Annotated in this window: 17 protein-coding genes; all 17 read right to left on the bottom strand. The window is 47.1% G+C overall.

Annotation, left to right across the window (positions count from 1 at the left end):
- Positions 1 to 70: 70 nt before the first annotated feature.
- The 17 genes from UNDKW_RS13760 to dnaQ all read right to left on the bottom strand — a co-directional run bounded on the left by UNDKW_RS13760 (position 71) and on the right by dnaQ (position 17334).
- Positions 71 to 1789, bottom strand: a complete 1719-nt coding sequence (locus UNDKW_RS13760) for a glycosyltransferase family 39 protein (protein ID WP_162059152.1) — start codon at positions 1787 to 1789, stop codon at positions 71 to 73.
- Positions 1790 to 1929: 140 nt separating this feature from the next.
- Entirely contained in the window at positions 1930 to 3147 is a 1218-nt protein-coding gene (locus UNDKW_RS13765; protein ID WP_162059153.1) for an EAL and HDOD domain-containing protein, read from the bottom strand.
- Positions 3148 to 3592: 445 nt separating this feature from the next.
- Positions 3593 to 3982 (bottom strand): chemotaxis response regulator CheY, encoded by a 390-nt coding sequence (gene cheY / locus UNDKW_RS13770; protein WP_110253727.1) that lies wholly within the window; start codon positions 3980 to 3982, stop codon positions 3593 to 3595.
- 103 nt (positions 3983 to 4085) lie between these two features.
- The gene (locus tag UNDKW_RS13775) at positions 4086 to 5162 is read right to left on the bottom strand and encodes a chemotaxis response regulator protein-glutamate methylesterase (RefSeq protein WP_162059154.1); all 1077 of its coding nucleotides are present in this window, start codon (positions 5160 to 5162) and stop codon (positions 4086 to 4088) included.
- A gap of 53 nt (positions 5163 to 5215) precedes the next feature.
- Positions 5216 to 5824: a chemoreceptor glutamine deamidase CheD gene (gene cheD, locus UNDKW_RS13780; protein ID WP_110253729.1), complete on the bottom strand. Its 609-nt coding sequence runs from the start codon at positions 5822 to 5824 to the stop codon at positions 5216 to 5218.
- On the bottom strand, positions 5821 to 6720 hold the full coding sequence (locus tag UNDKW_RS13785) for a CheR family methyltransferase (protein WP_162059155.1): 900 nt from the start codon (positions 6718 to 6720) through the stop codon (positions 5821 to 5823). Before UNDKW_RS13785 ends, cheD begins: the two co-directional genes overlap by 4 nt.
- 219 nt (positions 6721 to 6939) lie before the next feature.
- Positions 6940 to 8700 carry a methyl-accepting chemotaxis protein gene (locus UNDKW_RS13790; protein ID WP_162059156.1) on the bottom strand — a complete coding sequence of 587 codons (1761 nt, stop codon included), beginning with the start codon at positions 8698 to 8700 and terminating at the stop codon, positions 6940 to 6942.
- A 77-nt stretch (positions 8701 to 8777) separates the two neighbouring features.
- Entirely contained in the window at positions 8778 to 9287 is a 510-nt protein-coding gene (locus UNDKW_RS13795) for a chemotaxis protein CheW (RefSeq protein ID WP_162059157.1), read from the bottom strand.
- A gap of 35 nt (positions 9288 to 9322) precedes the next feature.
- A complete protein-coding gene (gene cheA, locus UNDKW_RS13800; RefSeq protein WP_162059158.1) occupies positions 9323 to 11356 on the bottom strand; it encodes a chemotaxis protein CheA in 2034 nt (677 codons plus the stop codon).
- Between the two features lie 50 nt (positions 11357 to 11406).
- Positions 11407 to 11772, bottom strand: a complete 366-nt coding sequence (locus tag UNDKW_RS13805; protein WP_110253733.1) for a response regulator — start codon at positions 11770 to 11772, stop codon at positions 11407 to 11409.
- A gap of 51 nt (positions 11773 to 11823) precedes the next feature.
- The gene (locus tag UNDKW_RS13810; protein ID WP_162059159.1) at positions 11824 to 12372 is read right to left on the bottom strand and encodes a chemotaxis protein; all 549 of its coding nucleotides are present in this window, start codon (positions 12370 to 12372) and stop codon (positions 11824 to 11826) included.
- 65 nt (positions 12373 to 12437) lie between these two features.
- Positions 12438 to 13361 (bottom strand): flagellar motor protein MotB, encoded by a 924-nt coding sequence (gene motB / locus UNDKW_RS13815; RefSeq protein WP_162059160.1) that lies wholly within the window; start codon positions 13359 to 13361, stop codon positions 12438 to 12440.
- A 17-nt stretch (positions 13362 to 13378) separates the two neighbouring features.
- Positions 13379 to 14239, bottom strand: coding sequence for a flagellar motor stator protein MotA (gene motA / locus UNDKW_RS13820; protein ID WP_162059161.1), 861 nt, complete (start codon positions 14237 to 14239; stop codon positions 13379 to 13381).
- A gap of 117 nt (positions 14240 to 14356) precedes the next feature.
- Positions 14357 to 15163 carry a class I SAM-dependent methyltransferase gene (locus UNDKW_RS13825; protein WP_162059162.1) on the bottom strand — a complete coding sequence of 269 codons (807 nt, stop codon included), beginning with the start codon at positions 15161 to 15163 and terminating at the stop codon, positions 14357 to 14359.
- 15 nt (positions 15164 to 15178) lie between these two features.
- Entirely contained in the window at positions 15179 to 15733 is a 555-nt protein-coding gene (gene flhC, locus UNDKW_RS13830; RefSeq protein WP_162041613.1) for a flagellar transcriptional regulator FlhC, read from the bottom strand.
- A 38-nt stretch (positions 15734 to 15771) separates the two neighbouring features.
- Entirely contained in the window at positions 15772 to 16089 is a 318-nt protein-coding gene (gene flhD, locus UNDKW_RS13835; RefSeq protein WP_110254236.1) for a flagellar transcriptional regulator FlhD, read from the bottom strand.
- 537 nt (positions 16090 to 16626) lie between these two features.
- Positions 16627 to 17334 carry a DNA polymerase III subunit epsilon gene (gene dnaQ, locus UNDKW_RS13840; protein WP_162059163.1) on the bottom strand — a complete coding sequence of 236 codons (708 nt, stop codon included), beginning with the start codon at positions 17332 to 17334 and terminating at the stop codon, positions 16627 to 16629.
- Between the last annotated feature and the right edge of the window lie 21 nt (positions 17335 to 17355).

Consider the following 17355-nt stretch of genomic DNA (forward strand, 5'->3'; position numbering starts at 1 on the left):
GCGTGATTATACCTTGATGCCCAAGCTGACTCCAGACGCCAGCAGGAAGAAATTGCCTTGACTACCAAACTCAGTTCATAAACAAGGTAGTTCGGCCGATTTTTTTAATTTTTTTGAATTTATACGCATATTTTTTACACATAAAGCACTCTGTCTGGCTGTCTGGTAGTTTTGGGTTTTTATCCAAATCCTCATCAAGAACAAGCAAAACGACGGATTGCTTATCTAACAAAGTATCAAAACTACTATCTGAAAGAACAATATTATTCTTATGAAGTTTATTTCCCCAAAACAAATCACTACTACGGCTATCAACTACTCTTACCGGCTGCTTCAAGTAAAATGGCAATGAAGATTGATGTTCAAACACCTTAAATAAAAATACTTCATGCTTAGCTTCAATTGTTGACAATTCAGCCAACAAGGGCTGAGTAGAAGTCCATTGTGCGGCGGCTTGTAAAAGCCCAATAAACGCCAGCAACATCAATGCTGGCAAAGCGATAAACGGGAAGATTCCAAAGCGCACTTTGCGCCAGACAAGACCCCCAATACCTGCGCTCAACAGACATGCAGCCAGCATGAATTCCCGTAAGAACTGCTTTCCATCCATGCCATACACCACTAGCGAAGACAGCTGATGATTCGTCTGTTTACCTATCCACCAGGCGGCGAGGCCAAATAATGCTGCCAAAAACACACCCACCAATGCCCGGCCCCATGCAGCACCAAAACCTCTATCTTCCAGCGCGATGGCCAGTTGCAATGCAGCCAGCGGCATGACAACGACAAGATAATAATTCGCCTTGGCACTGGATAAAGAAAAAAACAGGACTGGCATGATCCAGGCGCAAGCGAGGAAAAAATGCAGGGTTCTTGGTGTTTGCTGCTTTGCCTTCACAAATAAGAGCACAGGCAAAAAGAAGGACCAGGGGAAGAGGTAGAGCACCATCCTCGGCAGGTAATACCACCAGGCACCAGCATAATAATCATGCGGTTCGCGCTTGCCCAAAAACCGCAGCACATGCTCGTTGATGAAATAAAACCAGGCAAATATAGGCTCAGCCAGAATGGCAGCAATATGCCAGGGCAAGGCTATCAATAAGAAAATCCCTATCGCTTTTATATCAAACCAGGCGATGATTCTTTTTTGAAAATCTCTTAGCGAACTGGAAAACAATATGGTGTAAATAAAACTCACAGCGCCAAATAAAATAATGGCAACAAAGCCCTTGGCCAGCAAGGCAAATGCCAATAAACCCAAACACCAATTGAGCTTCTTCTTTTCTCCTGAGACGCTGTACAGGTAACCAAACATCAGCGCACCTGTCAAAAATACGGTCAGCAGCATATCAAACATCAGAGTGCGTGACATCGCCATGACACCCAAGCCACTGATGAACATCAAGGCAGCCAGACGCGAGGCAGCGATCCGTGCTATCTGCCTGCCAAACCACAAAATCAAAGCCACGCAAGACAGTGCAGACATCGCAGGCACCAGCCGGGCCGCCCATTCATTTTCGCCAAACACTGCAAAAGAAATCGCCGTCAGCCAGTACAGCAGAGGCGGTTTTTCCATATAGGCCAGACCATTCAGATGCGGAATGATCCAATGATGCCAGTTACCAGATGCCAGCATTTCCCTGGGGATTTCTGCGTACAGGCCCTCATTGTTGTCTAATATCGGGTAGCAACCAAGACCGTAAGCCAAAAAGAAGATAGCAAACAACCAGACCAGCCAGGCAGGTATGGCAGGTTGAGGCAGTTCATTTTTGGCTTGTACAACATTCATAGTTGGAACGACTTCTTTCCCACGAGAATGGGACTTGTCTCAATTTAATTTTCAAGTAGCGAACTTTATCTAGTCTTGCCAAATAAAGCAAAAAAAAGACAAGCAAAACTGCTTGTCTTTTTGGTTAAGGCAAAAGCTGATCAGGCTACAGAAGCGACATTTTTTGCCCAAACCAGCGCTGCCATGTGCGCAGCATTTAAATCTGGCGGGGTGATCTTCAGCGTCTCTGCCAGAGAGCCAACCAGCATGCTGTTCAACTCACACGCCTCAGCCAGGGCCAGGAAAGGTCCATAAGTACCGCCACGGGAGATCAAGGCCTCAGTGACTACTTCAGGCAACTGTATCGATGACAGCACCTCTTCCATGGGGATGCCCAACAACCTGTCCAGCAAAGAGAACATACCTGCCACAAACAGGTTTTCGGCCTCGCTCTTAGACATTTTGCTCTGCCCCAGAATTTCAGCCAAGCGGCCACGAACAATGGCAGTTTCCAGCAAGACTGGGGAATAACCGCTGGTACTCGCAGTTGCCAGCAATAGCGTCAGCCAGCGATACAAGGGACTGTAACCCAGCATTTGCACGGCATGCTTCAAGGATTGCACTTCAGTACGCAAACCAAAGCCAGCCGAGTTTATGTAACGCAAAAGTTTATAGGCCAGTGTTGCATCGCGTTTGACAACCGCTTCAAGCTGCTGGATGTCGGCATTTTTTCTAACCATTTCCATCAACTGCAAAATGGTCGTCTGGGATGTATTTAAAGTCTTGGGCGCAGTACTTGGCCTTGGCGTCAGATGCAATTTACCGACAAAGCTGTCAAGACCCAGGGCTGAGCAGGCATCAAAATCCTGCCAGGCATTGACATTGCGGGCGACCATGCGCACCGTCGATTGCTTCAATGTTGCATACACCTTTGCCTGTGAAGCAAAATTAGCCGCATTCAATTTGACTTCAAGATGGGTAATTTGCGCAAAATAAGCGCGCTCCAGCGTAGTCACCTCAGCACCACGCAGGCAGATACCATAACCCAGTTGGCGCAACTCAGTCACTGCTGCCAGCGTATCCGGGTCGGCAAAGTATTTTTTATGGAGTATCAGTACAGTATTTTTAGCAGGCAGTTGCTTTAAGCCTTCTGCATGCAATAACTCTGGAACGGCTTCAAGGAACAGCAGGCTATCGCCAAGCAGGAAGCCCTTGTCATCGTCATGCAATTGTACGGCAACGAATTCAAGCAAGGCGCTCAGGCTTTCTGTGCTTGCTTCTGCATTCTGATCCGGCTGCTGCCAGGAAATTTGAAAACCAATGACTCGCTGTTTAGGATCGAGTAGTGGCTCTCTTACGATGAAGCTTTCTTCTATCATCTTAGTATTATTTATGTTGGATTAATATGATTGAAAAATTCAGACCCCGGGCTGCAGTGAAAATCAACAAAGCCGACTCTGCCTTACAACACCCGGACATTAACTTGAACATAACTTGAAACGCTGTTCAAGACTGCAATCGCAAGCCACCGCCTTACTATCAACGACAACCTCATCATTCATATAATTGCCTGCAGCGCATTGCAGGTAAACACAGGTCAACTTTATTCTCTTTATCACCTTCCGGGCAAAAGCGAGCAAGCAATATGGCTTTTACAGATTTTTGCCTGTCAAATCAGAGCACTGTCGCAAAGTTTTGCCATGTTGCGGCAGCCTGCTCACTTGCACTGGCTTACTTGCACTGGCTTAATCAGGAGATTTAATGCCTGAGTGCCTGAGTTAAAGCACTTACGCAATGTCATCTCCTGGCAAACTGATTGCCCTGTTATTTCCCGAGTTTTTCGAAAATCTTTGTCAGTTTTTCATCTAAAGTAGCTGCAGTAAATGGTTTTACTACATAGCCATTTGCACCAGCCTGCGCAGCAGCAATGATGTTTTCTTTTTTGGCCTCGGCCGTGACCATAAGTACCGGCATTTTTGACAAAGCTGGATCAGCACGGATGTGCTGCAACATCGTCAGCCCATCCATGTTAGGCATGTTCCAGTCAGAAATGACGAAATCGAAATCACCATTCTTCAACTTTGCCAGTCCCATTGCTCCATCTTCGGCTTCATCGACATTGGAATATCCCAATTCTTTCAGCAAATTCCGCACTATGCGACGCATAGTAGAAAAATCGTCGACTACTAAAAATTTGAGATTTTGATCAGCCATGAATTACTCCACTATTTCTTTAAGGACAGTTATTAGCATTATCGGACAAATTGAGATAAAACGGTGGTGAAATTGCTGTAACACATTAAATTCTATCAAAACGTCACACCCTCAGGGCTCTGCTGCCATGCGTGGCAAGGTAATGCAGGACCTTGGTGGGCAATTCATTCAAAGGGCCAACCTCATGTGTCGCGCCAATTGCAATTGCTTCACGCGGCATACCAAATACTACACAACTTGCTTCGTCTTGGGCAAAATTGTATGCACCGGCATTTTTCATTTCCAGCATGCCAGCCGCCCCATCCTTGCCCATGCCAGTCAAGATCACGCCAACAGCATTTTTACCGGCATAAGTCGCAGCTGACCTGAATAGGACATCCACTGAGGGCCGGTGCCGGTTAACTGGCTCACCCTGATCCAGTTGAGTCACATAGTTGGCACCACTACGCCCCAACAACAGATGAGAATGACCGGGGGCAATGTAAGCATGACCTGGCAAGACGCGCTCACCACCGGCGGCCTCGGACACTGAAATCTTGCACAAGCCATCAAGACGTTTGGCAAAAGAACGGGTAAACCCTTCCGGCATGTGCTGGGTGATTAAAATCCCCGGGCAATCGGAAGGCATTTGCACCAGAAAATTCTTGATTGCCTCAGTACCACCAGTCGATGCCCCAATAATAATCAGTTTTTCACTACTGGTCAGAGGATTGCGAACTTGTGGCAATACACCAACATTTGCCTGTCCGGGAGTTGCTATGGGCGCAGTTCTGGGCCTGATCCTGGCTTTGGATGCGATCCGGATCTTGTCCGTGATCAGCTCAGTATATTCAAGCATGCCGCTTTGTATCGACAACTTGGGCTTAGTGACGAAATCAACCGCCCCCAGTTCCAATGCGCGCATGGTAATTTCAGAGCCTCGCTCCGTCAATGACGACACCATGATGACAGGCATGGGACGCAGGCGCATCAGGCGCTCAAGAAAATCCAGGCCATCCATCTTTGGCATTTCCACATCCAGCGTCAGCACGTCAGGATTGGTCTGCTTGATCAGTTCGCGTGCAACCAGAGGATCGGGAGCAACTCCGACCACCTCCATATCGGGCTGACTGCTGATAATCTCGCTCATGACGCTACGGATCAACGCAGAATCATCGACAATCAATACTTTAATCTTCATTCGTAAATACTCCGCGCTCAGTCTCAGCCACCGACTTCACACATACAAAATAACTAGAACAAATCGACTTCACCACCAACTGAAGTCGTCTTGAGCCTGCTGGCATAATCCTGCTCGCGCCTTCTCAAGGTATCGTTATGTTCCACTTTGAGTTTCTTGACCAGTACCTTGCCGGTTCTGGGAAAAAAATAGACTTTGCGCGGGTAAATATCATTGAGATCCTCAGCAATGACGCGCATCCTTTCAGCCCGCAAATAATCGAGTACAAATTTGGCGTTACGCTCCCCCACGTTGATCGCGGTAAAGCCACGTAATACATTGCCGCCGCCAAACACTTTAGCCTCCATGTTTTCTCGCTTGGCACCTGCCTTTAACAATTCATTGATCAGCACTTCCATCGCATAGGTGCCATAGCGCATGGATGCCGACACTGGATTATCTGCGTCCCCGCCACCATCCGGTAACATGAAATGGTTCATGCCACCAACACCGGAAACACGGTCACGAATGCATGCAGAAACACAGGAACCCAGCACCGTAACAATCAGCATGTCCTTGTTGGTAAAATAAAATTCACCTGGCAGTATTTTGGCGGCATCACAATCGAAAGTTCTGTCGTAATAGACATTCGTTGCAAAATGCTCTTCACTTAGCTGGCTCATGGATTACCCTTTTGCAAATTGCGCAATGTCGCTTTGTTGCCTGCCGTCTGGGATTTACCCAGCTCATAGACTGTTTTCCCTCTTAGCTTGAAATCATCTGAGACATACAGGAAATTTTCCGAATGACCGGCGAACAACAGACCGTCTGGCTTCATCAAGGGAACAAACTTCTTCAAGATTTTACCCTGCGTAGGCTTGTCAAAATAAATCATGACATTCCGGCAAAAAATTGCATCGAATTCGCCACTTAAAGGCCAGCCATCTTCCAATAAATTCAACTGTTTAAATGTAATCAGGTCCCGTAATTCCGGCCGGACTCTGACCAGGCCCTCCTGGGCACCCTTGCCTTTCAAGAAGAATTTTCGCGTTCTCTCAGCAGACAATTTTTCTATACGATCAAGGTTGTATACGCCACGGGATGCTGTCTCCAGTACATTGGTGTCTATATCCGTGGCAATGATGTGCGCGGGCGGACGTAGAGTTCCGAATGCTTCGCAAAGCGTAATGGCGATAGAATACGGCTCCTCACCGGTAGAGCTGGCAGAACACCAGATATTAACCGGTTCATGCTTCCTGGCAATGTGTTCAGCGAGTATGGGGAAGTGATGCTCTTCCCGGAAGAATGAAGTCAGGTTAGTCGTCAGGGCATTGGTAAATGCTTCCCATTCAGACTCAATCTGATTACTTTCAAGGCCATCCAGATATTCAGAAAACGAGCTGATACCAGTCGCCCGCAAACGACGTGCAAGCCGGCTATACACCATTTCCTGCTTGCTATCTGCCAAGGAAATGCCAGCACGTTTGTAAATCAGATCCCTGACACGGTCAAAATCCCTGGAGTTAAACGCAAACTCCTTTGAAGTGTCTGATCTGGCTTTATCGATGGATTTCGTCATTCAATGCTTTCCCAAACTTTCCCCATCCTGTTTCAGAGACGAAAGCTGATTTCAAATAAAAATCCAGATAATCAAGATTACGAAGACATTTTGCCAGACTGAAAGATATTTACTGTTAATTAAGTTAAATTACAAGTGTCTTTGATACGTTACGTGACACTTTTTATATGACTAGTGCTTTAAGCGGGACGCCTGCAAACGTGCAGGCATAACCACACTTTAAAATTCTTCCCAGTCGTCTTCAGCAGGTTTGCCCTGCTCTGCGGCTGGCTTGCCGGCCCGCGCACCTGCACCGGCTGATGCAGACGCAGCAGGAGTCGCCGCCCTTGGCAAAGCCTTCACCTGAGACCTGGTATTCGTGACTGGCTTATTTGCGACATTGCTTGCTGCCTTACTGACAACTGGTTTGACTTGCTGACTTAATTGGGCGGCATTTCCGTTGAGTTTGAATACACTGACTGCCTGGGCCAATGCCACTGCCTGTTCTTCCATACTCTCTGCCGCCGCTGCTGCCTGTTCAACCAAGGCCGCATTCTGTTGCGTCATTTCATCCATTTGCGTAATCGCCAGGTTCACCTGTTCTATACCTGAACTTTGCTCCTGGCTGGCCGCCGTGATCTCGCTCATGATGTCGGCCACATGCTGGACACTGGTGACAATCTCATCCATGGTCTTGCCTGCCTCATCGACGAGCTTGCTACCCTGATCAACCTTATCGACCGAGTCACTGATGAGGGATTTGATTTCCTTCGCAGCACTGGCACTGCGCTGTGCAAGATTGCGCACTTCTGCCGCAACCACCGCAAAACCGCGACCTTGCTCACCTGCCCTCGCCGCTTCTACCGCCGCGTTCAAGGCCAGGATATTGGTCTGAAAGGCGATGCCATCAATGACACCAATGATATCGACGATCTTGCGTGAACTCTCTTTGATCGAGCCCATGGTATTGACCACTTGCCCTACGACTTCACCACCCTTGACCGCGACGCTGGAAGCAGAAACCACGAGCTGGTTGGCCTGGCGGGCATTGTCGGCATTTTGCCTGACGGTGCTGGTCAGTTCTTCCATCGAGCTAGCGGTTTCTTCCAGCGAACTGGCCTGTGATTCTGTGCGGCTTGAGAGATCGGCATTACCTGAGGCTATTTCTTGCGAAGCTACGGTAATTGTTTCTGTACCTGTCCTGACCTGTCCGACTGTTGAAGCCAGATTGTCATTCATGTTTTTCAGTGCCTGGAACAATGATGTCACTTCATCATGACCCGATACACTCACCTGGCTGCGCAAATCCCCCTCAGCAACGGTCTCTGCCAGGCTAAGGGCTTCTTGCAAGGGTTGGGTAATACTGCGTGTGATAGTCCAGGCAAACAATGCACCCAAAGCGGCTGCAGATGAAAGTATGGCATACAGCCAGATAGTCAGTTTTGCACCAGCCGCTGCGAAATTTTCAAACACTTGCTTGGAGGCGACATCCTGCAGATCAACGAGCTTATTCATTTCCAAAATGGATTTGGAGCTAAGCGGATCAATCACAGAGGCAATAATTTTTGCGGCACCTTCGGCATTAAACGCCAGGGCCTGACCGACTGCATCTTTTAATGGTTTTTCTATTTCCTTATCGATTCTTGCGATATCACCGAGAATTTTCTTTTCTTCCTCGTTCAGGCCAAGGGACGCAATCTTTTCTTTAGCATCTTCATACTTTTTCCTTTGCGTCTTAACCTTGGTTTCTTCTTTTTGCATTTCACCTACATCGGACTGTATGCCGATATTGCGCATGGCTATGCCGCTTTCAAACAAGGCGCTTTTCATGTTGTTGGCCAGCACCTGCTTTTGTGCAGCCAGGTTCAAGCCTTCTATCATGGCCTTGCGATTGTTGCCACTCAATGCATTGACGAATAAGATAACGGCGATCAGACTCACCAAAATAAGTCCAAAGCCAACACCCAAACGGGTACCAATTTTAAAATTTCTCAGATTCATAGCGTCTCCTATTTATTTTTTAGTCAGTTCTATGTCTACATTTTTTTTCAGTAGCCACTCAGAGAGAAACTAGATCATCATGCTGCTGCATCAACAAGTCCCATTTCTGGACTCGACATCAATTTGTCTATATCAACAAGTATCAACATACGGTCATCCAGCGTACCCAGACCAATCAGGAAATCCGTACTGAAAGTCGTTCCCATTTCAGGAGCCGGCCTGACTTGTTCGGGCAGCAAAGTCGTTACATCGGAAACGCTATCGACCACCATGCCAACTATGCGCCCTTCTATATTGAGAATGATGACCACCGTGAACTGGTCATAAGTAGGCGTCCCCAGATTGAATTTGATACGCATATCGACCACAGGCACAATAATGCCGCGCAAGTTGATAACACCCTTCAAAAAATCAGGGGCATTAGCAATTCTCGTCACGGCCTCATAACCACGTATTTCTTGAACTTTGAGAATGTCGATACCATATTCTTCATTACCCAAAGTAAAAGCAAGGAATTCATGCCCGGCAATATCAGATTTAGCTCCATCGTTCGAGCCTTGATCACTACCCTGTGAAATTTGCGTCATTTCTTTTTCCTCGTCTTAAATTTCTGATTCAATCTTCATCGCGCAGTACGCAAAACGGCAGCGACATCCAAAATAAGTGCAACGCCGCCATCACCCAGGATAGTTGCGCCGGAGATCCCTGGGACTTTCTTGTAATTCGACTCTATGTTTTTCACTACTACCTGCTGCTGCCCGACCAGGTCATCAACAAACAAGGCCGCTTTTTTACCATCGACTTCAACGATAACGACTATGCCATCAGATGGATCGGTATACTTTGGTTCAATATCAAAGTACTCGTATAAAGGTACGAGCGGCAGATATTCGTCACGCACTTTCACCACCCTGCCCTTGCCACTGATTTCTTTGATATCTGCCTTGGCGGGCTGCAGCGACTCCATGACAAAGCCCAGGGGCAAAATATAAATTTCATTGCCGAATTTAATCGACATGCCGTCAAGTATCGCCAGTGTCAATGGCAAGGAAATCGTGATTGTCGTGCCATAACCCATGGCTGAGCGTATATCAACAACACCGCCCATGGCGGTAATATTACGCTTGACCACATCCATGCCCACACCACGGCCAGAAACGTCAGTTACCGTCTCCGCAGTAGAGAACCCAGGGGCAAAAATCAGCAACCAGACTTCACTGTCACTCATGGAATCCGAAACCGCCAGACCATTTTGCCTGGCCTTGGCAAGAATTTTCTCTCTGTGCAGGCCACCACCGTCATCACTGACTTCGATGACGATATTGCCGCCCTGATGCACGGCTGACAAGGACAATTTACCAGCCTCTCCTTTACCGGCCTGCAGCCTAGCGGCTGGCATCTCTATACCATGATCAATACTATTTCTGACCAGGTGCGTTAAGGGATCGACAATACGTTCTATCAAACCCTTATCAAGCTCGGTGGAAGCACCATAAGTCACAAATTCGACTTTCTTGCCCAGTTTGCTGGCCAGGTCCCTGACCATGCGCGGGAAACGCGAAAAAACATAATCCATAGGCATCATGCGTATGGACATCACTGCCTCTTGCAAATCGCGGGTATTTCTCGTCAAATGGGCGACACTACTGAGCAGACGTTCATTGGCAATCGGGTCAAGGTCCTGGGTACGTTGTTCCAACATCGCTTGAGTAATGACCAGTTCGCCAATGAGGTTGATCAACTGATCAACTTTTTCTATACCTACCCTGATGGTGGAAGACTCTTGAGAAGCAGCGGGTTTTTCCACTTTTTTCTCGGCATGCGGCGCTTGCTTCTCAGGCAGCACTATCTCTGGCGTTTTCTCGACAATGGCATCAGCCTTACCCTCTTCTGGCGGGAACATCGATTCCAGCGGCTCAAAAAAACCATAGCCAAGCTCGTCTTCCGTAGGTGCGGCCTTATTGACAGGCAGATTAGCTATCTGTTCTTCAGTAATTTTCAGCGTATCAGGATTAAGAATAAAAGAGCAGATAGATATGATGTCATCCTTGCTCTCATTGGTGCGCAATGCAAGAACCACATTCTTGCCATTATTATCCAGCCGTGAAATCGCCCCCAAAAGTCCAAGCTCGGACATGATCGCTGCAGCATCTGCCTCTGACACCTCAGGCATTTCGATTTTGTATGCCGTCTTGAATACGACATCTGCATGATCCATTTCTGAATGATGACTAATAAAACTGGCCGTTGGCGCAGCCACAGGAACCGCGTCCTGCGACAGAGATTGCAACAACATCCTGACATCTGCTACCGCATCCTGATCGACAGGTGTACCCAGCCTGTGCCCATCAAGCTGCATCTTTAAAATATCTTTGGCGATCAGAAAAGCATCTACATGCTCCCCTGTCAACGCCATTTCTCCCTTGCGTATTTTATCGAGCAGTGACTCCAGTATATGCGTCACCTCCGTCATATCTGTCAGGCCAAAGGTCGAAGCACCACCCTTGATGGAATGAGCTGCCCTGAATATGGCATTCAAATCCTCAGGATCAGGCGAAGAGATATCGACGCCAAGTAACAATTTTTCCTTCTCGGCAAGAAGCTCTTCCGCCTCGTCGAAAAACACTTGGAAAAACTGACTCATGTCAATCGTCATTATTAAACTCCGTGATTTACATTTGTTTGCCCAGACACCGGACCAATAATTCAGCCAATCACTTTTTTAACTACTTCAGTCAGCTTTTGTGGATCAAAGGGCTTCACCAGCCAGCCATTCGCACCGGCCGCACGTCCCTTCGCCTTCATGTCATCACTTGATTCTGTTGTCAGCATCAGGATAGGTACACGTGCATAAGACGGCAGGCCACGCAAGGACTTGATCAGGGTCAACCCATCCATGCGTGGCATATTCTGATCAGTCAGCACCAGATCCACCACCTGGTTACGCGCTTTTTCCAGACCATCCTGGCCATCTACCGCCTCGATTACCTGATATCCGGCTGCTTTTAAACTGAAAGCGACCATCTGCCTCAGAGAGCCAGAATCATCCACAGCTAAAATTGTCTTGGCCATATTTACTCCGTTATACGAATTGTAGGCAGCTTAAGCTTGCTGCCACTTGATTTAAAATAACTCTATGTCACCGCTATCCATATGCTTTTGATGCACTGCTTTACGTAACAAATTCTTCAGGTCGGCGCTTTGTTTTTCCAGGCGCACGGTAGTCTCACGCAACAAGGCTGTCAACTCGTCCGTTTCACCGTCATGCTGCATATCATTGCCGACCACACCCAAGGTTCCCAGCACTTCACGCAAACCTTCACACCTTTGCAAGGTGCGCGATATCAACTGGCTGGTCAAATCCTGGAATTGCAAACTGGTCACAGCCGAGCTGATATGTGTTGCGATATCGCCCTGAATTGCCTTGAGCCGCAACACGCTGTCATCTGCAACACTACCAGAACTGATGATCAGATTGATTTCTTCCTGTTCGCTTGATATTGCTGCATGCAGCGCCATGAAGCTGACACCCAGCTTTTCTATCGCCTCACCCAAGAGTATCGTTGTTTGCGCAAGGTCAGTCTCAACCTCCAGCAAATGTGCATTTCCATGATCAGACACACCTGATAAAAGTTGCTTAACCTGAGAACCCAACAGTTTCTTTTTGGACATCTTAAGCATCCTATCTATGCATATTGACTTAATGATGCTGCAGTCTTACTTGTAGCTTGCTTATATCAAGGTTTGACTGAAATTTCAGCGCTTGAGTCAGACTGATTTGCAACCTCAATAGAGCCGCCATCCTGCGAAGCAGATTCTTCTGCTTTTTTATTCATGACGATGATGCTGATTCTTCGGTTGATCGGATTCAGAGGGTCTGCCTTATCGAACAAAACAGAAGACGACAATCCGACGACTCTCAACACCTTGGTCTCATCCATGCCACCATAAATCAACTCCCGCCTGGAAGCGTTGGCGCGGTCGGCAGACAATTCCCAATTGCTATAACCGCGCTCACCACTACCATAAGGGGCAGAATCAGTATGACCAGAAAGGCTGATGCGATTAGGTACATCATTAAGTGCCTTGCCTATTTCATGCAGTATTTCCCTCGTATAGGGTTGCAGATCTGCCTTGGCTGAGGCAAACATGGGGCGGTTTTGTTCATCCACCATCTGTATGCGCAAACCGTCTGTGGTGATATCGAGTAAAAGCTGTTTCTTGTATTGTTTCAACGTAGGGTTGGATTCTATGGCCGCTTCAATCTTGGACTTCAGGCCCTTTAAGCGCTCAGCCTCAACCTTTGCCAGAGCAGCCTCGGCAGCTTGCAGGTTATAAGTTTTCTTTTGCGTGTCAATCTCACCTTTACGGCTTTGCCCTTCACGCGCACTCAAATCCTTGCCACCACCCTTGATCACACTGGAACTATCACCGCTACCGTCGCCCCCCGCCATTGCCACTTTTAAAGGAGTTTGAAAATACTCAGCGATACCATTCAAATTACCTTTCGCAGTAGAGCCCAGCAACCACATCAGCAAGAAAAACGCCATCATCGCCGTCACAAAGTCAGCATAGGCGATTTTCCACGCACCACCATGGTGACCACCGGCCACCTTCTTGATGCGCTTTACAATAATTGGTCGTAGTTCTTCGCTTGCCATCATCAATCCACTTTTTATTATTTAGATTTCGATTGCTTAATATGTTCTTCCAGCTCGCTGAAAGTTGGTCTTTCAGTGGAATACAACACCTTCCTGCCAAACTCTACAGCCAATGCCGGCGCATAACCATTCAGACTGGCCAGCAAAGTGACCTTGATACACTGAAAAGTCTTGGATGACTCATCCAACTGTTGCTCCATCAAACTCGACAAAGGACCGACAAATCCATATGCCAGCAAGATACCCAGAAAGGTACCGACCAAGGCCTTCGCGATCAGAATCCCCAATTCAGCAGGCGGAATCCCAACCGATTCCATCGTGTGCACAACGCCCATCACCGCAGCCACAATCCCAAAAGCAGGCAAGCCATCACCAAGCTTGGCGATGAAATGTGCAGGAACTGCACCTTCGTGATGATGCGTTTCCAACTCATTATCCATCAAGTTTTCGATCTGAAAAGCATCCATGTTCCCTGAGACCATCAGCCGCAAATAATCCGATATGAACTCCATCATATGATGATCATGAACAATTGCAGGATATTTACTGAACAGCGGGCTTTCTTCCGGACGCTCGATGTCACCTTCGATGGACATCAGACCCTCCTTACGCACTTTGGTTAGCACATCAAACAACATGGTCATCAACTCCATGTACAAAGCTTTATTGTATTTTGAGCCTTTCAAAACGCCAGGAAGTGCTTTCAATGAAGCCTTCAGAGTTTTTGCATTATTACCCACCAGTGAAGCACCTACTGCGGCGCCACCTATCATTAACAATTCCAGTGGCTGAAACAATACGGCAACGTGTCCACCGGACATGACGAAGCCACCGAACACTGAGCCCAACACGACGAGATAGCCGACGATAACTAACACGAGCTTTTACTCCTTAGAGGGAATTTTTATAATATCAACTACACTACCTCAGACCGGACGCATTCACCAGAAATGGAAGGTTAAATATTGCTTCAGGAATACATTTCACTATATGCATTATATGCGCCAGACATACAGAACGGGGTCATTCTCATTGCTTTTTATAGTTAAATCCGCCTCAACACCCGGCACTTTGAATTCATAACTCATGAATTGAGTACCCGGCCGCATCTCGGCACTGACCTTTTCCCACAAGTCTGGCATGGCCGCAGGCGACAGGTATGCAAAGACCACATCGAATTCAGCGAAATCCAGCTGCAAATAATCTTTTAAATAGAAACGAACCTTAGGGCCCGCCCATTTAGCCCTTAACCAGCTGACCAGCCAGGGGAAAGGGGCGACTTCTACCCCAAAAAAAGACTGCTGGGGCCGCAATCTGGCAAGACTAACTGAGACGCCACCAAAACCGCTGCCAATATCAATAAAAGACAAATCATCATGCACAGGTAGTTGCTCAAGAATACACGGCAACAAACTGGATTTGGAAGGAAAATATGGAACTTGAGTGCGGTAAGTTGACCAAAACAACAATACCATCAACACGAAAATCGCCAGGCTGATACCGGGATGCAGTTGAAAAACCAGCGAAGCGACGACCGCAAAGGGAAAGATGAACTGAATAAACCACCACCACCAGTTCATACGCAGCAGATAGCTGCACGCAGAAGCAAGGCTAGCGTGAATGAAGAGCAGTAAAAAGGGGGAAAGTTTGCCGCCGAGTTGCCACCGGTCGGCGACATACAATAGATAAGACAGGCCTAAAGCCAATAGCTGGATAAGAACTGCCAGGCAAACGGGCGAAGAAAGCACTCCGCCATCTGGTAGGAATTTGCCTTTACGGGTTTTTGATGACGCTACCTCCAAGGCTCCTCCTGAATTTTATGCCACCATTTCCAGTGTGGCCTCCGCATCTTTTGCTTTTTTTGTTTTACCTGCCCGTGACGGGACGTGACATAAACCACAAGCATAATCATCATGCAAATCCAGGCTATGCGCAACAAAATGCCCACCGCATTTGCAACATTTTGCAAAACTCAGCATTTTCCCCTCAAAGAAGCGCACCAGAGTCCAGGCACGTGTCAGGGATAAGACAGGCTCTTCACCAGCAGGAACAGGCACCTGCTCCAGATACAGGCGGTATGCCTTGATGACAGCATCTATACCATCAACACCAGCATGCTCACGCAAATACTTATGGATGTTCATGAACAGGGAAGAATGGATATTTGGCTGCCAGGTAATAAACCAGTCAGCAGAAAAAGGCAGCATGCCTTTTGGAGGGGATACCCCTTTCAACTCCTTGTATATCTTCAGCAGACGCTCACGCGACAAGGATGTCTCAGATTCCAGCAACTGCAACCTGGCACCCAGATTGACCAATTCAATTGCCAATTGAATTTCGTGAGCCTCGTTTACTACGCTTTTGCTTGCCATGATATTTCTCCGTCCGCTTCGATTCAATGCCTGACAAATTAATGGATTTCTTCAACTGGCTGACCAGCCATCAAAATCGCAGCATGGGAATGCGCAAGCGCACGCTCCTTGTTGTAATTTGTCAACATGCACAAAATGGAACTATCTTCGAAGCGGAAGCGCGCCAACATCATGTTGGAGCCAGCCAGCTTCAAGATCTGGGCATTATTCAAACCTTCGATCAGGTCTGCAATTTCTTTACCAATACCCAAACGGAAAATAGCGGTCGCTTTATCAGCGCGAATCATTTGTTGTGCCAACATCAAATAACTCAAATTGGCATCCCGAATCTCGGCCATCATATCGTTCTGCGTCATTTTCCCACCCTCCAGTTTTGTTATCAGCGGCATGTTTGCGTTGCCAGTGAGATACATTGTGCAGGCTGGCCAAAAGTGGCTGTATAAGCGGGATTCCGTATTTAAAGCAAGAATAAAACGACGACATGCCGTAGGAAAATATCCTACAGGCACATTTAGACATCTACAAAATTAAATTCCGTAGAAAACAGATTTTTATTTTTTCAAACCAGCAAAATCGAGCAATTCGAAAAAATTTAATAAAAACAAAGACTTACGCATAAATTTAGGTTTTATCGCATCGTCTTATAATCATTAACGGCAGCACTTTAGAAAACTTTAGGGAAAATTTAAAAATATTTTCGATTTATTTTCATGAGCTTGTAACGGCAACAAATTGTGAAATCTTTAGGGTTGCCCCCAAAAAAAATCAAAAAAAAATCACCTGTTTGCAACAGGTGATTAGTTTTGGGTCGATTACTTGGCTATTTAAGTTATTGCTTCCAGCATTTATTGTCTTTCATGCATATCAATAAGACCATGAACCTGGTTTATTTCCTACAAAGTCGCATGCCAGATGCATTTGTCTTTAATCTGCTTATCCAGCCCTGTCAGGAGTTTTTCGTGCTCACCCATCTCTTCTTCCGTGGCCATCAATACAGCAATCTCGCCAACCGGCATATCAAAAGCCACGACCTCCTGCACTTTTGGCGCATCGTCTTCTTCTACTTCAATCTCAAAGCTATTCTGTCCGCGTGACATTGCCAGAAAAACATCTGCCAATAATTCAGCATCCAGCAAAGCGCCGTGCAATTTGCGGTGAGAATTCGAAATTTCATAACGGGTACAGAGCGCATCCAGCGAATTACGCTTACCCGGATGCAATTCTTTTGCCTGAACCAATGTATCAATGACACTGGGGCAATATTCTGTCAATAAGGGCAAATCCAGACGCGCGAGCTCGGCATTCAAAAATCCGATGTCAAAAGGTGCGTTATGGATAATGACTTCGGCATCTTTGATATAAGCGCAAAACTCTTCGGCAATCTCGGCGAACTTGGGCTTGTCGCTCAAAAATTCGGTGGTCAGGCCGTGAACTGCCAAAGCACCTTCTTCGGAATCTCGCTCAGGATTGATGTAGCGATGGAAATTATTACCAGTCAGCTTGCGGTTTACTAATTCTACGCAACCAATTTCTATAATGCGGTCGCCATTGCGCGCATTCAAACCCGTGGTTTCGGTATCGAGGACCAACTGCCTACGCATGTTCAATATTCCTTTAAATTA

It is taken from the genome of Undibacterium sp. KW1, assembly GCF_009937955.1.
Taxonomy (GTDB): Bacteria; Pseudomonadota; Gammaproteobacteria; order Burkholderiales; family Burkholderiaceae_D; genus Undibacterium.